Below are 14,530 nucleotides of genomic sequence, written 5' to 3' on the forward strand. Positions count from 1 at the left end.
GCGATGCCGGGCGCGCTTGCCGGGCTGCGGGTGGACGAGCGGACGCGAGGGCTCGCCGCGACCTATGCTGGTCACCTGCTGGCGGGCCTCGGTGCGGACGTCTCGCGCGCGGAGGCGAGCCCGTTCCCGATCCTCGATCGTCGCAAGCGCGTCGCCGCCGCGGCGGGGCCAGTCGACGCCGTCATCGCCGACGAGGGCGCGCAGGCCGACGGCGCCCCGATCGCCTGCGGCGTGAGCGCCTGGGGCCGCACGGGACCGCGTCGGGCGCTTCCGCCCGACGAAGCGCTCGTGCAGGCGGCGACCGGCGTGCACGCGCTCCAGTGGTCGTGGTCGGGGCGGCCGGTGTGGCTCGCGACGCCCGTCGTCTCCTACATGACCGGCATGCTGGCCGCGCTCGGCGTCGCCGCGGCGCACTTCGCCCGCCTGCGCGGCGCATCCGGTCAGCGCCTCGACGTGAACGGGCTGCAAGGCTCGCTCGCCTTGAACGGCGGCACCTACGTGACCGGTCCGTCGCACCAGAGCGCGCTCCTCGTCGGCGGCGATCCGCGCGGCGTCTACCCGAGCTACAGCCTCTACCCGACCGCCGACGGATGGATCTTCCTCGGCGCGCTCACGCAGCCGTTCTGGGTGAAGCTGCTCGACTTCCTGGGGCGCACCGACCTCCTCGCCGACGAACGACTGCAGGGCAACCCGATCACGTTCGGCGCGCCGGAGCTGCGTGCCTTCGTGCGCGGCGAGCTCGAGCCCGTGTTCGCGCAGCGGACGACCGCGGCGTGGGTGGGCGCGCTGCGCGCGGCCGACATCCCGTGCGGCCAGGTGCAGTCGCGCGAGCAGTACCTGCGCGACCCCGAGGTGCGGGCGGCCGGGCTGGCCGGCGACCCCTTCGAGCCGCCGCCGGCGGCGCGCATCGCCCCGGGCGCGCCCGCGACCCTTCGCCCCCCGCCGCCGGCGGGGTCGTGTCTCGAAGGCATCCGCGTGCTCGATCTCACGAGCTTCATCGCCGGGCCCGTCTGCCCGATGCTGCTCGCCGACCTCGGCGCCGACGTCGTGAAGATCGAGTCGCTGGACGGCGATCCCTTTCGCATGACGGCGTACGGCTTCCACGGCTGGAACCGCGGGAAGCGCTCCGTCGTGCTCGACCTGAAGCGACCCGAGGGACGCGACGCGCTGCTCGACCTGGCGCGGAGCGCCGACGTCGTGGTCGAGAACTTCCGGGGGGGCGTCATGGATCGGCTCGGGCTCGGGCGCGACCGGCTGGAAGCGGTGAACCCGGCGCTCGTGCTCGTCTCGGTGACCGGTGCGGAGGGAGCGCTCGCCACGCTGCCCGGCTTCGATCCCGTCTTCCAGGCGCGCTCGGGCTTCATGACCGCGCAGGGCGGTTCCGACGATCCGGTCTTCCACACGATCGCCTACAACGACTATTCGGCCGGGACGCTCGGCGCCTTCGCGGTCGTGGCGGCGCTCGTCGCGCGCGAACGGAGCCACCGCGGCCAGCGCGTCGACGTGAGCCTCATGCGGACGGCGCTCGTCGACCAGGCGGCGCACATGACCGGTGGACCGGTCGGCGGGCGGGACTTTCTCGGGCCCGCCGCCGCGCGGCGCCTCTATCCGACGGCGACCGGGTGGCTGTGCGTCGCCGCGACGAGCGAGGAGCAGGCGAGGGCGCTCGGATCGCCCGCGGACGTCGCCGTGGCGCTCGCGACGCCTGCGGAAGGGAGCGAGGGCGACCGCATCGCGGCCTGGTTCGGCGCGGTCTCGCGCACCGACGCTCTCGCTCGTCTGGAGGCCCTCGGTGTTCCGGCGGCGCCCTGTCTCTCGTTCCCCGAGATGCTGGCCGACGAGCATCTGCGTGCGAACGACGCCTTCGTCACGCTGGACGACCCGGCACTGGGTCCGGTCACCATGGGCGGGCCGCTCGTCAGCTTCGGGCGGACGCCGATCGGGTACCGGCGCCCCGGTCCCGGGCACGGCGCGCACTCGCGCGAGATCCTGGCCGAGATCGGGTACGACGAGGCGCGCGTCGCAGGTCTGGTCGCGGCAGGCGTCGTGGGCGTGTGAGGCCGTTCCCGATCGCGCTCGCGGCGACGCTCCACGACCCGACGGCGGCGCTGCGCGACGACATCGAGCGGGCGCTGCCGCGGCTTCGCGCGCTCTATGCCGGCGTCGCCGTCGCGACGAGCCCGCCGACGTCGAAGCGGATCGTCCGGCAGCTCGCCGCGGCGGGAGTCCATGCCGGTACGCCGCCGGCGAACACCCGCGGGCCGCTCTACCGGATGGCGATCCGGGGCGCGCTCGAGACCGCCGCGCCGGCCGTCCACTACGTCGACTTCGATCGCGCGGTGCACTGGCTGCGCGTCGCGCCGCGCGAGCTCGCGGCCGTGCTCCGTCTCTCGCGGCGGCAGGGCCCGCTGCTCGTCGGCCGCACGGCGACGGCGCACGCCTCGCACCACCGGCCGCTGTGGGCGACCGAGCTGGTCGCCGGCCGGCTCATCGCCGACGAGCTCGGCGTCGCCGGGCGGCTCGACGTGCTCGTGCCGTCGTTCGTGCTTCCCGCCGGCGCGGCGGGCGAGCTCGCGCGCCGGTCGCGTGCACGCGGCGAGGAGATCTACGGCGAATGGGCCGCGCTGGTCGCCGCCGCGGTACCGCAGCTGGCATACGTCGAGTGCCGCGGGCTCGACTGGGAGACGCCGGATCGTTTTCGGCGCGCCGTGCGGCGGGCCGGGCTCGCGGCCTGGCGGCGGCGACAGGAGACGCCGGGCGAGTGGGCGCTCCGTACCGCGATGGCGGAGAAGATCGTCGCCGGCTTCGAGCGCACGCGCGCCCGCTGGCCGTCGCGCCCGCGTCTTGTCCGCTTCCCGCCGCGCAGCGTACGCTGAGGCATGGACGACGTCGCCGCGCGCATCCTGCGTGACTACCGCCGGATCGCGGTGGTCGGCATCTCTGATCGCCCGGACCGCGACTCCAACCGCGTCGCCGCGTATCTGCAGGGCGCCGGCTACACGGTCATCCCCGTCAATCCGAACATCGCGCACGTGCTGGGCGGACCGTGCTGGCCGTCGCTCGGCGAGGCGCCCGGACCGATCGAGGTGGTGGACGTCTTCCGGCGCTCGGAGCTGGTCCCGCCGGTCGTCGACGCCGCGATCCGCGTCGGCGCCCGGGCGGTGTGGATGCAGGACGGTGTCGTGCACGAGGCCGCGGCGGCGCGGGCGCGCGCCGCCGGTCTCCTCGTGGTGATGGATCGCTGCATGATGCGCGACCACGCGCGCGGGATCGGACGGTGACCGGGCCCGCGCTCGAAACGGCGCGCCTCCGCCCGAGGCGGCACGGGTGCTGCGCTACGCGTTCGACGAGGCCGGCCTGCGCGGCGCCTCTGCGCCCCACGACTCCGGCCGTTGTTGCCACGCTCACACGCCTGGGTTACGACCCAGGCCCGCAGCTTCACCCCCCTAGAGGAGATCCCGATGGAATACTCGATGGTGATCGACGGCCGGTCCGTGACGACCGGCCAATGGGACGACGTGATCAATCCCGCCAAGGGCGAGCCCTTCGCGCAGTGTCCGCGGGGCACGGGCGCCAACGTCGACGAGGCGGTCGCCGCCGCGGCGCGTGCCTTCAAGACCTGGCGCAAGGACGAGGCGCTGCGCCGCCAGAAGCTGAACGAGTGCGCCGCCGCGATCCAGGGCCACGTGCAGGACATCGCCGCCGTGCTCTCGCAGGAGCAGGGCAAGCCGATGACCGCCGCCATGGCCGAGGTGTTCGGCGCGTCGATGTGGTTCAGCTACTTCGCGAACCTCGCGACCGAGCCCGAGACGCTGCAGGACGACGGCGAGAAGACGATCAAGGTCGTCCGGAAGCCCCTCGGCGTCGTGGCGGCGATCACGCCGTGGAACTTCCCGGTGATCCTGCTCGCGTGGAAGCTCGCCCCGGCCTGGCTCGCGGGCAACACGGTGGTCGCGAAGCCGTCGCCCTACACGCCGCTCACCTCGCTCATGGTGGCCGACATCCTGAAGTCGGTCGTGCCGGCGGGGGTGCTGAACGTGCTGTCGGGCGGCAACGAGCTCGGCGCGAAGCTCGCCACCCATCCCGACGTGCGCAAGATCTCGTTCACCGGCAGCGTCGCCACCGGCAAGAAGATCATGGGCTACGCCGTCGAGGACCTGAAGCGCGTGACGCTCGAGCTCGGCGGCAACGACCCGGCGATCGTGCTCGACGACGTCGACCCGCAGGCGGTCTCCGAGGGCTTGTTCTGGGGCGCGTTCCAGAACTCCGGCCAGGTGTGCACGGCCGTGAAGCGCCTCTACGTCCACGAGAAGGTCTACGACCCGATCGTGAAGGGGCTCACGGAGCTCGCCAAGAAGGCGAAGGTCGGGCCCGGCACGGACGCCGACACGCAGCTCGGGCCGATCAACAACAAGATGCAGCTCGATCGCGTGATGGGGCTGGTCGAGGACGCGAAGAAGCACGGCGGCAAGATCGAGGCCGGCGGCGTGCGGCTCGAAGGGTCGGGCTACTTCTATCCGCCCACCATCGTGACCAACGTCGGCCCCGGCGTGCGGCTGGTCGACGAGGAGCAGTTCGGCACCGCGCTGCCGGTCATCAAGTACTCGAAGATCGACGACGCCATCGCGCAGGCGAACGCCACCCACTACGGTCTCGGCGGCTCGATCTGGACCGGCAATCGCGAGAAGGGAATGGAGCTCGTTCAGGAGCTCGAGTGCGGCACCGGGTGGGTGAACCACCACATGGACATCACGCCGTTCGCGCCCTTCGGCGGCTCCAAGTGGAGCGGCCTCGGCTACGAGAACGGCCACTGGGGCTACGAGGCCTTCACCGAGCTGCAGGTCGTGAACGCGAAGAAGTAGTCGCGCCCGCGAATCCGCGACACGGCCGGCGGCGCCACGCGCGTCGCCGGCCGTTTGCGTCGGATGCGCACCTCGCGCCCGGCGCCGAGGAAGGGGTGCGGCTTCGTGCCGTGGAAGAGTTGCAGCATGGGGAGGCGGGTGCCATGGGAGGGAGGCCCTCTCAACGGACCACTTTCGTCACCGAGGTGCACGCCGAGGCCGGCATGCTGTTGAAGCTCGACGGTTCGGGGCTCCTGCACCTCCAGCTCTACCGCGCCTTGCGCGCGCAGATCCTCGGCGGCCGGCTGCGTCCCGGCACGCGCCTCCCGTCGACGCGGGTGCTCGCCGCCGACAACGGTCTCTCCCGCAACACGGTGACGCTCGCCTTCGAGCAGTTGATCGGCGAGGGCTACGCCTCCGTGCGGCGCGGATCGGGCACCTACGTCACGCCCGACCTCCCGGACGAGGCGACCTCGGTCCTGCGGCGACCCGACGCGGACCTCGGGCGGCCCACGGTGCGGCCGCGTCTGTCGCGCTTCGGAGAGACCATCCGGGACTGGCGCGTCTCGTGGGCGGCGCGCTCGGCGCGTCTGGCGTGCGACTTCCGCTATGGCCGTCCTGCCTTCCGGGATTTTCCACACGCGACGTGGCGCGCGCCGGGCGTCCGCCCGCGATCTCGACTACGGCCCGCCAGAGGGCGCGCCCTCGCTGCGCGAAGCCATCGCCGACTATCTCCACCGCGCGCGTGCCGTCGTGTGCGACGCCGCGCGGGTCGTCATCGTGAACGGCTCGCAGCAGACGCTCGACCTCACGGCGCGCGTGCTGCTCGATCGCGGCGATCGCGTGCTGCTGGAGGAGATGCACTACGCCGGGGCACGGAGCGTTTTTCTCGCCGCGGGCGCGCGCATCGTGACGGCGCCCGTCGACGGTGACGGGCTCGACGTCGCCGCGCTCGGCGAGCGGCACGTGCGCCGCTCGCGGGCGCGCAACGCCGCGCGGCGTGCGGTGCTGCTGGATGCGGTCGCCAAGCACCTCGGCGATCGCGTCGAGGTGGCCGGCGTCAATGCGGGCATCCACGCCCTGCTCTGGGTGCGGCGTCTGCCGGCGAAGAAGCTCCCGGCGCTCGTTCGCCGCGCCGAGGCCGCCGGCGTGGGCGTGTTCCCGATCACCCCCCACTGCGCGAAGCCGCCCGACCGGGCCGGCCTGCTCCTCGGCTACGCGTCGCTCACCGACGCGGCCATCCGCGACCGGATCCGGCGCCTCGCGATCGCTCTCGACGACGTCAGCGCGTGAGACGGACCTTGCCCGGTGAGCCGTCCACGTGGACGAGCCCATGCGCGTCGTGCGCCGGCGTGCGAAGCAGGTCCGACAGCGCCTGCGCGACCTCGCGCGGACGCTCTTCCATGACGAAGTGCCCGGCGTCGACGAGGGTGAGCTTCGCGTTCGGGATGGCGGCGGCGAGCTCGGTGCCGATCTCGACCGGCAGGTAGGGGCGGCGGCTCCAGATGACGGCCGTGGGGCACGACACCGCAGGCAGGCCGCGCGCGAGGTCGGCGCGCGGCCGAACCCGATAGTCGCGGAAGAAGTCGACGTAGAAGCGTCCGCCGCCGGGCTTCGACATCCAGCCTGCGGCGTAGGCGAACGACTCCTCGGTGAAGACGCCCCGCGCGAATTCACGCCGGGCACCACGTCGATGGATCGCGCCGATCGGCAGGCGCGCGACGATCTGGCGGACGATCGGCAGGCGCGCGCCGGCGCCGGCCAGGCCGAAGATCGTGACCCAGGCCGGCGTGAACGTCCGGTGGGCGCGGCTGTTGAGGAGCGCCAGCCTCCGAACCCGGGTCGGATGCCGCTCGGCGAGCCCGAGGGCGAGAAAGCCGCCGTAGTCGTGGGCGAAGAGGTTGCACGAGCCGACCCCGAGCGCGTCGAGCACGCGCCGCAGGCGGTCGACCTCGGTGTCGTAGTCGTAGCGCCTCGTCCGGCCGGTGCCCGACCGTCCCCAGCCGAACCAGTCGAGCGCGAGCACGCGATGGGTCTCGGCGAGCGCCTGGGTGTGGTGCCGCCAGCTCATGTAGCTGCCGAGGTATCCGTGCAGCAGGACGATGGGCTCGGCCTCGGGATTCCCTCGCTCGACGTACGCGAGGGTGGTGCCGTCCACCCGGAGCGATCGCTCCTGCGGTGCGGCGGGCGACGCACTGTTCATGACCCCCAAACGTGGCGCGCCGGTCGAAATCCATCAACGGTCCACTTCGGCCCGATATGGGGGTGCCACCGGAGCGCGACGCGCGTCCGCGACCGCGCGCGCCGCAGTCGCCGCCAGCACGATCGCACCGCCCGCGAGCGACGCGCTGCCGACGCGCTCGCCGTGCACGAGCCACGTCCAGACCGGGTTCAGGACCGGCTCGATCAGCATGAGCAGCGACGTCTCGAGCGCCGGTACGTCGCGCATGCCGACCGAGAGGCAGACGTAGGCGAGTCCCACCTGCACGACGCCGAGGAAGACGACGATGCCCCAGTCCGCCGGCGTCGCGCCGCGGATCGGGAGCGCGAGCGGCAGGCACGCGAGGCAGGCGACCACGTTGCCCGCGACCAGCGCGGTCCCGGCGCCGGCTGCGCTGCGCGCCGTCCAGCGGATGCCCGTCACCGTGAGCGCCCACAGGAGCCCGGTCGCGGCAGCGAGCGCATTGCCGAGGTCGGGATCCGCCGCGATCGCCGTCTGCGGCACCTCGCCGACGAGGATCGTCGCGAGCCCGATCCCGAGCGCCGCCATGACGAGCAGATCGCGCCGGCGCACGGGCTCGTGGAGGATCCACGGCCCCAGCACGAGCAGGTAGAGCGGCGCGGTCGACTGCAGGAAGATGGCGTTCGCCGCGGACGTCAGCTTGGTCGCCGACACGAACAGGATCATCTGGAGCGCGTAGACGGCGCCGACCGCGATCGTCGACGCGCGCCAGCGGACGCGCGTCTCCGGCAGGAGCGCGAGCAGCACGAGGACGCCCAGCGCGCACCGAACGGCGATCACCTGCCATGCCGTGAGGCTGCAGGCCTTGATCGCGGCGCCCGCGGTCGAGAACAGCAGCGCCGCTAGCAGGACGAGGAGCCGCGCGCGCAAGGCGGCTCGTCAGCCGCCCGCGGGAGCCGGTGCGCCGTCGGGACGCTTGCGGCGACGGCGGCGGCGCTTGCGCTTCTGCCCGTCGCCGGTTCCGGTCGGCCCGGGGCTCGCATGCGCCGGCTTCGCCTCGTGTACGGCGGGGCGGCGCTCGCGATGGTGCTCACCGCCCCCGCGACGATCGTGCCGCTCGTGACGGTCGCGCCGATCCTCGCGCGGCCGGCGTGGCGGATGCACGACGTGCTTTTCGAGCAGCGCATCGTCCGGGAAGTCGTGCGGGAGCTTGAAGCCGATGTACTTCTCGATGGCGTCGAGCCCCTCGACGTAGTCCTCGCAGGCGAGGCTGATGGCGTGTCCCGAGGCGCCGGCGCGCGCGGTGCGGCCGATGCGGTGGACGTAGTCCTCGGGATCGAGCGGCAGGTCGAAGTTGACGACGTGCGTGACGCCGTCGATGTGCAGGCCGCGTGACGCGACGTCGGTCGCGACCAGGATCGGCAGAGTACCGTCCTTGAAGTCCTGCAGGATGCGCAGGCGCCGGCGCTGGTCGACGTCGCCGGTGATGGCGGCGGCGTGGAAGCCGTTGGCTTCGAGGTAGCGCTCGATGCGGTCGGCCGAGCGGCGCATGTTCGTGAACACGAGCACCCGCGCGCCCGGCATGCGCCGCAGGAGCCCGATCAGCGCGGGCATCTTCTCGTGGAGCCCCACGTGGTAGACGAGGTGCTCCACGTTCTCGGCCGTCACCTGCTCGGGCGTGACCGACACCTTCACGGCGTCGTTCATGAAGACGTAGGCGAGCTCCATGACGTCGAAGTTGAGCGTCGCCGAGAAGAGCATCGACTGCCGCCGCTCGAAAGGCGGGAGCTGGCGCAGGATGTAGCGCAGGTCCTTGATGAACCCCATGTCGAACATGCGGTCCGCCTCGTCGATGACCAGGATCTCGACGCTGCGCAGGTCGTAGACGCGCTGCTTGTGGTAGTCGATGAGGCGTCCGGGCGTCCCGATGAGGACGTCGACGCCCGCCTGCACGTCCTCGCGCTGCTTCTTGTAGTCGACGCCGCCGAAGACGGCGTGGATGGTGAACGGCGTCGCCTGGCCGAGCAGGCGCGCGTCGTTCGCGATCTGGACGACCAGCTCGCGCGTCGGCGCGATGATGAGCGCGCGGGGCGCGGCCGGCCGGCCGGCGCGCGTGCGCTCGAGCAGGCGCGTGAACAGGGTGACGAGGAACGCCGCGGTCTTGCCGGTTCCCGTCTGCGCCTGGCCGGCGACGTCCTTGCCCGCGAGCGCGAGCGGGAGCGTCTTCTCCTGGATCGGCGTGCAATGGACGAACCCGGCCGCGCGGATGCCGGCCCGCACGGGCTCGGGAAGATCGAAGCTGTCGAACGTGCGCCCGGTCGCGATGCGAGCCGCGTCGGACGCCGCCGGCTCGGTCGCGTCGGACGTCACGCGCTCTCAATGACGGCCCTACCCGCAGTGTGTCAAGCGCATATGGTGCTTGACGTCGCGCCCGAGCCCGTGGGACACGAGAACGAGGATGACCGAGGGCGAGCCACTTCGCATCATGCTCGGTTTCGTCGTGCGGCAGTGCGCCGTTGCGCTGGGGCATGCGCCGTCCGCGGAAGAGCTGACCCGTTGGGCGAACGATCAGCGCGACGAGCGGGGACGCTACTGCATCTTCGGCCGCGCGATCACGGTCGACGAGGCGCGCGTCGTCCTGCGCCATCCGAGTCGTCTGGTGACGGTGCGGCCGGGACCCCGATGGACGTTTCCGGGCCTGGTGGCGGTTCGCTAGATCCCGGCGCGCGCGTTCCCGTCCTCTTCGGGCACGCGATCGCGTTCGCGGACAACCTGGGCGCGTCGGACATCCTGCCGCCCCGCGCCTCGTCCCTCCCGCCCGCACAGGCCGCGCACGGCCTCTTCGCCGATCTCGGCGGCGGCCTCGTGGCGCGTCTCGAGGCGGGCACGGTGCTGGTGGCGGGGCAGCGGCTCGGACACGGCGAGGGCGGCGCCGCGGCGGCCCGGGCGTTGGGCGCGGCCGGATTCATCGCCGTGGTCGCGAGCAGCTTCGCGGACGGGTTCGACGAGCACTGCCTCGCCGCTCGCCTGCCGCCGTTCGAGGTCGATGCCCCCTTCGTCTTCCACACGGGGCAACGCATGCGGATCAACGCCGAGGCCGCCACCATCGCGAACCTCTCGTCGGGCGACCGCCAGCCGATCCGCAACGCTACCGAGGCGCTGCTGGCGCGCCTGCGGGCGATGCTGGACCGCTGACCTCGACCACGAGCGGCGTCGCCTGCTGCGCGAGCACGCGCCGCTCGTCGCCCGGGCGGTAGTCGGGGAGGAGGAAGACGCGCAGGTCGAAGTGGTAGCGGTCGGCCGGCAGGCGCTCGAGCCCACGGCCCTGAAAGCCCACCAGCGGCACGTGGCCGGGATCGAGCTCGGGGGGCGACGCGTGCGACGCGTCGTCGTCGTAGACGATGCCGAACGGAATCGCGCGCGCGAGGTTCTCGGAGAGCGTGATCGTGACCAGGATCGCCTCGCGCTCGTGGACGAGGACGAACCACGTTCCGTTCGCCGTGAACGCGCGCTCGACCTCGTCCATGGTGCCGTCGATCGCGAGCCCGCCGGGGGGCGTACCGGGTGCGACGAAGCGCCAGCCGCGGAGGTCGCGGAGGTCGACGCCGCCCATCGCCGTGATGCGGCGGAAGAGGAGGCCGGGCGAGATCGGCAGCTTCATCGAGCCCGGTCCGAAGACGTGGAGCGGGTAGAAGGCGGTGTTCGCGACGCCGGCGGAGATGTGGATGCCGATCCCGAGCAGGTCGACGTCGTGGCGCGAGCGACGCACCACGCGGACCGGACCCGCGCGCCACGCGATCAGCGTGTGCCGCGCGTCGCGTTCGGTCAGATGGACGGTCGCGAGGTTCCCGAGCAGGGTCCCTTCGGCGCGCAGGCGCAGGCCGTCGAGGAGGTTCGGGCCGAGCGGGTGTCCGAGCGCGACCGCGAAGTAGCTGGGGAGCGCCTGCACCATCCCCATGCGATAGGCCGCGGTCGAGACCAAGTCGTTCTTCGAGTCGTAGGCGACGTAGCTCCGGTCGGTCGCGGGCGGGTGCTCGGCGACCACGACGTAGGCGAAGCCGTGCGTGCCGTCGATCGGATCGACGACCTCGACCTCGCGCCACGTCTCGAGACCGGATACGGCTGCGGCGAGGCGCTCGCGGTCGACGCGCAGGCCCGCGTCGCACGGCAGGAAGACGAGGAGGTCGTCCGGATCGAGCACGCCGGGTTTGCTGTCGCCGGTCGGCTCGTCGCCATCCGGCATCGCGATCTTGCGACCCTCGCGCTCGTCGACCTGGAAGGGGATGGGCACGACGGCGCCGCCGCGCTGCGCGACGACGCCGATCCGCCCGATCGGCGTGCGGGCGAGCTTGCGGAGCTCGTGCGTCGCCACGTCCACGTGCTCGTGCCGGCGCGCGATCGGGCCGCACGGGCCGAGCGGGAGCGGGGTCTCGGTCGCGCCGGCGCAGAGCGCGATCGTCGCGACCAGCAGCGCCGCCGTGGCCCACATCAGCTCGAGAGCACCGCCGTCAGGGTGGGCGCCGCGAGCAGGCGCCGCCAGGCCGCGTTCACGTCGGTGAGGCCGATCCGGTCGATGAGGCGCGCGGTCGCGGTCAGGGACGGGTGGTTGCTGGCGGCGCGCGAGGCGTGGGCGACGGCGCGCTCCATGCGCGAGTCGGCCAGGCGCGCGAAGCGATAGCGCACCTTCTTGCGCGCCCGGTCGAGCTCCTCGGCGGTGAAGCCCTCGGCGGCGTGGCGGCAGGTGCGCTCGACCGTGCCCTGGAGGCGCGTCTCGTGCTCGCGCGCGGCGCTGGCGGAGATCACGGCCACGGCCCAGTCGCGCCCGTGCTCGAGCGAAGCGCCGACGTCGTAGCCGAGCCCGAGCCGCTCGCGCACCTCCTGGAAGAGGCGCGCATCCGGATCGGCGCCGACGATCTCGATCGCGAGCGAGAGCGCGAGGAGGTCGCGCGCGCTGGTCGGTGCGGCGGCGAGGCGCACGAGGTAGGTCTGGGTCAGATCCCGCCGCCGCAGGCGCGCGAATCCCGTCGTGCGCCGGCGCGGCCGTCGCGGGACCGGCGGCGCGATCGCCCCGCGCGACGGGAAGGTCCGCGCGACGGCGCGGCGCAGGCTCCGTCGCGAGATGCCGCCCACGACCGCGAGCACCATGTTGGCCGGCACGAAGTAGCGCGCGATGAAGCGGCGCACGGCGGCGGGCGTCATGGCGCGCACGCTACCCACCGTCCCCGCGATCGGGTGCGCCAGCGGCTCGGTGAAGAAGCGCTCCCAGGCGCGCTCGTGGAGATGGTTGGCGGGATCCTCCTGCCGGCCGCGGATCTCGTCGATGACGACCCGGCGCTCCTTCCCGAAGCGGTCGACCGGGACGGTCGACCGGAAGAGCTGCTCGGCGAGCAGCCCCAGCGCCTCCTCGACGTCTTCGTTGAAGACCTCGAAGTGCACCATCATGTCCTCGTGGCCGGTGTCGGCGTCGTGTTCCCCGCCGAGCTCCCCCGCGCGGCGGTTGAGCGTCACCTGGTCGAGCGTGTGCGTGCCCTGGAAGAGCATGTGCTCGGTCATGTGGGCGAGGCCGAGGTGGCGGCCGTCGACGCGCGATCCGGCGCGAATCGCAACCGCGATCGCCGTGAGCGGCCCCGGCACGTGGTCGTAGAGGACGGTCAGATCGCCGTGCCGCAGACGCAGCGGGTCCTCGAGGCCTCCGATCACACGAGCGTTCTACCGCCTGCCCGCGGCGCGCGCGAGGGTGGAGGGTCAGTCGAGCGTCGCCCGGAGCTCGGCGAGGAGGTCGCGGACGACGGCGAAGCCGCGCTCCCAGAACGCCGCGTCGTCGATGTCGAAGCCCATGCGCGCGAGGGCGGCGTCGGGCGCGACGCTAGCGCCGCCGGCCAGCAGCTCGAGGTAGCGCGGGACGAACGCCGGCCCTTGCTCGCGGTAGCGCTGGTAGAGCGCGAGCACGAGCAGCTCTCCGAACACGTATGCGTAGCAGTAGAAGCGGCTGTGGATGAAGTGCGGGATGTAGGCCCAGCCCCACCGGTAGGCCGGGATCATCTCGACCGCATCGCCGTAGAGCTTCGCGTTCTCCCCCCACCACAGCTCGCCCAGCTCGTCCGCGGTGAGCGGGGCGTCGCGACGGCGCGCGTGCGCCGCCATCTCGAATCGCGTGAGCACGTTCTGGCGGAAGACCGTGGCGATCGTGTCCTCGATCTTCGCGCACAGGAGCGCGCGGCGGACCTCGCGGCGCGGCTCCCGATCCAGGAGCACGCGCGTGAGGGTCATTTCCGCGAAGACCGACGCCGTCTCGGCGAGCGTCAGCGGCGGCGAGAAGTCGAGCAGGCGCTGGCGCGAGGCCAGGCGATCGTGGATCCCGTGCCCCAGCTCGTGCGCCAGCGTCGCCACGTCGCGCGGCGTCTCGGTGTACGACAGCAGCACCCAGGGGTTCGCGCGCGGGCTCGACGCCGCGCAGAAGGCGCCGAGGCGCTTCCCGGGCCGCACCTCCGCGTCGATCCACCCGCGCTCGAAGAAGTCGCGCGCCAGCTCGGCGAAGGTCGGCGAGAACGCCGCGAACCCGTCCAGGACGAGCGCGCGGGCCTCGTCGAAGGGAACGCGGGCGGCGGCGTCGCCCAGCGGCGCATAGAGGTCGGTGTTCTTCAGCTTCTCGAGGCCCAGCAGGCGCGCCTTCAGCCGGAAGTACTCTCGCGCGACCTCGTAGTGCCGCTCGGTCGCCGCCATCATCGCGTCGACCGTCTCGGGGCGCACCTCGTTGTCGAGGTGGGTCGGGAGCACGGGATCGGGCAGGTGGCGCAGCTCGCACTCGATGCGGTGGTCGTTCATGAGCGCGTTGAAGACGTTGGCCCACACGATGCCGAACGTCGCGTGCGTCTCGAGGAAGACGGTGTACGCGCGCTCGCGACGCGCGCGATCGGGCTCGAAGAGGAGCGAGAGGACCTCTTCGCCCGACAGCTCGCGGTCGTCGATGCGGAAGCGGAGCGACCCCGAGAGCTCGTCGAAGAGCTGGACGAGCGCGCCGCGCCCCGTGAGGTTCTTCTGGTTGACGATCCGCTCCTCGGGCTCGGAGAGCGTGTACGGGCGGCGGCGGCGGACGACGTCGAGCCAGTGACGGCGACCGGCGAGCGCCGGATCGGCGGCGAGCGCCGCGAACGCGCCGTCGGGGATCGCCTTCAGCTCGAGCTCGAAGAAGGTGAGCGTGTTGGCGAGCGCGACGTGGGCCTCGCGGGTTCGGTCGACGAGCCGCCGCGCGACCTCGCTTCGGGTGTCGGCCGCGAACAGGAGATGGGCGTAGAAGGCGGGACGCCGCCCGCGCTCGAGGACGTCCTCGTACCCGGCGATCGCCTCGGCGAGCGCCGCCGCGTCGAGGATCGCGACGCGGCCCCGATGGTGCGCGGCGAAGGCCTCGCCCTCGCGCGCGGCGGCGGCGAGATCGGCGTCGATGCGCGAGTCGTCCGGCGCGGCGTAGAGCGGTGACAGATCCCAGGCGGCGGCCATCGGGCTCTTG

14 protein-coding genes are annotated in these 14,530 nt (G+C 72.8%); 7 read left to right on the top strand and 7 right to left on the bottom strand.

Features of this window, described 5'->3' with window-relative positions; genetic code table 11:
* Positions 1-3 precede the first annotated feature (3 nt).
* From VMS22_15310 to VMS22_15325, 4 genes are all read left to right on the top strand, one after another.
* Entirely contained in the window at positions 4-2,058 is a 2,055-nt protein-coding gene (locus tag VMS22_15310; GenBank protein HXJ35400.1) for a CoA transferase, read from the top strand.
* Positions 2,055-2,876: a hypothetical protein gene (locus tag VMS22_15315; protein ID HXJ35401.1), complete on the top strand. Its 822-nt coding sequence runs from the start codon at positions 2,055-2,057 to the stop codon at positions 2,874-2,876. The genes VMS22_15310 and VMS22_15315 overlap by 4 nt, the downstream gene beginning before the upstream one ends.
* Before the next feature lie 3 nt (positions 2,877-2,879).
* A complete protein-coding gene (locus VMS22_15320; GenBank protein HXJ35402.1) occupies positions 2,880-3,281 on the top strand; it encodes a CoA-binding protein in 402 nt (133 codons plus the stop codon).
* A gap of 180 nt (positions 3,282-3,461) precedes the next feature.
* Entirely contained in the window at positions 3,462-4,862 is a 1,401-nt protein-coding gene (locus VMS22_15325) for an aldehyde dehydrogenase family protein (protein HXJ35403.1), read from the top strand.
* Here the strand turns inward: VMS22_15325 and VMS22_15330 are convergent.
* Complete coding sequence (locus VMS22_15330) at positions 4,817-4,990, bottom strand: hypothetical protein (protein HXJ35404.1); 174 nt, start codon at positions 4,988-4,990, stop codon at positions 4,817-4,819. The two genes, VMS22_15325 and VMS22_15330, sit on opposite strands and share 46 nt — an antisense overlap.
* Positions 4,991-5,450: 460 nt before the next feature.
* Between VMS22_15330 and VMS22_15335 the strand changes: the two genes are divergently transcribed.
* Positions 5,451-6,134, top strand: coding sequence for an aminotransferase class I/II-fold pyridoxal phosphate-dependent enzyme (locus VMS22_15335; protein HXJ35405.1), 684 nt, complete (start codon positions 5,451-5,453; stop codon positions 6,132-6,134).
* Here the strand turns inward: VMS22_15335 and VMS22_15340 are convergent.
* The 3 genes from VMS22_15340 to VMS22_15350 are packed head-to-tail and all read right to left on the bottom strand — an operon-like array spanning position 6,124 to position 9,348.
* A complete protein-coding gene (locus VMS22_15340) occupies positions 6,124-7,044 on the bottom strand; it encodes an alpha/beta hydrolase (GenBank protein ID HXJ35406.1) in 921 nt (306 codons plus the stop codon). The genes VMS22_15335 and VMS22_15340 overlap by 11 nt on opposite strands.
* Before the next feature lie 33 nt (positions 7,045-7,077).
* Positions 7,078-7,953, bottom strand: a complete 876-nt coding sequence (locus tag VMS22_15345) for a DMT family transporter (protein HXJ35407.1) — start codon at positions 7,951-7,953, stop codon at positions 7,078-7,080.
* 9 nt (positions 7,954-7,962) lie between these two features.
* Complete coding sequence (locus VMS22_15350) at positions 7,963-9,348, bottom strand: DEAD/DEAH box helicase (protein ID HXJ35408.1); 1,386 nt, start codon at positions 9,346-9,348, stop codon at positions 7,963-7,965.
* A gap of 133 nt (positions 9,349-9,481) precedes the next feature.
* Here VMS22_15350 and VMS22_15355 point away from each other — a divergent pair, with 133 nt between their 5' ends.
* Together VMS22_15355 and VMS22_15360 are read left to right on the top strand one after the other, a co-directional pair.
* The gene (locus VMS22_15355; protein ID HXJ35409.1) at positions 9,482-9,739 is read left to right on the top strand and encodes a hypothetical protein; all 258 of its coding nucleotides are present in this window, start codon (positions 9,482-9,484) and stop codon (positions 9,737-9,739) included.
* A complete protein-coding gene (locus tag VMS22_15360; protein HXJ35410.1) occupies positions 9,706-10,218 on the top strand; it encodes a hypothetical protein in 513 nt (170 codons plus the stop codon). The genes VMS22_15355 and VMS22_15360 overlap by 34 nt, the downstream gene beginning before the upstream one ends.
* On the opposite strand, the gene VMS22_15365 is transcribed toward VMS22_15360, so the two are convergent.
* The 3 genes from VMS22_15365 to VMS22_15375 are packed head-to-tail and all read right to left on the bottom strand — an operon-like array spanning position 10,172 to position 14,520.
* On the bottom strand, positions 10,172-11,512 hold the full coding sequence (locus VMS22_15365; GenBank protein ID HXJ35411.1) for a hypothetical protein: 1,341 nt from the start codon (positions 11,510-11,512) through the stop codon (positions 10,172-10,174). The genes VMS22_15360 and VMS22_15365 overlap by 47 nt on opposite strands.
* Positions 11,512-12,723 (bottom strand): pitrilysin family protein, encoded by a 1,212-nt coding sequence (locus tag VMS22_15370; GenBank protein HXJ35412.1) that lies wholly within the window; start codon positions 12,721-12,723, stop codon positions 11,512-11,514. Before VMS22_15370 ends, VMS22_15365 begins: the two co-directional genes overlap by 1 nt.
* 45 nt (positions 12,724-12,768) lie before the next feature.
* A complete protein-coding gene (locus tag VMS22_15375; protein ID HXJ35413.1) occupies positions 12,769-14,520 on the bottom strand; it encodes a M3 family oligoendopeptidase in 1,752 nt (583 codons plus the stop codon).
* Between the last annotated feature and the right edge of the window lie 10 nt (positions 14,521-14,530).

This window comes from Candidatus Eisenbacteria bacterium, from assembly GCA_035577985.1.
GTDB lineage: Bacteria > Desulfobacterota > Binatia > DP-6 > DP-6 > DATJZY01.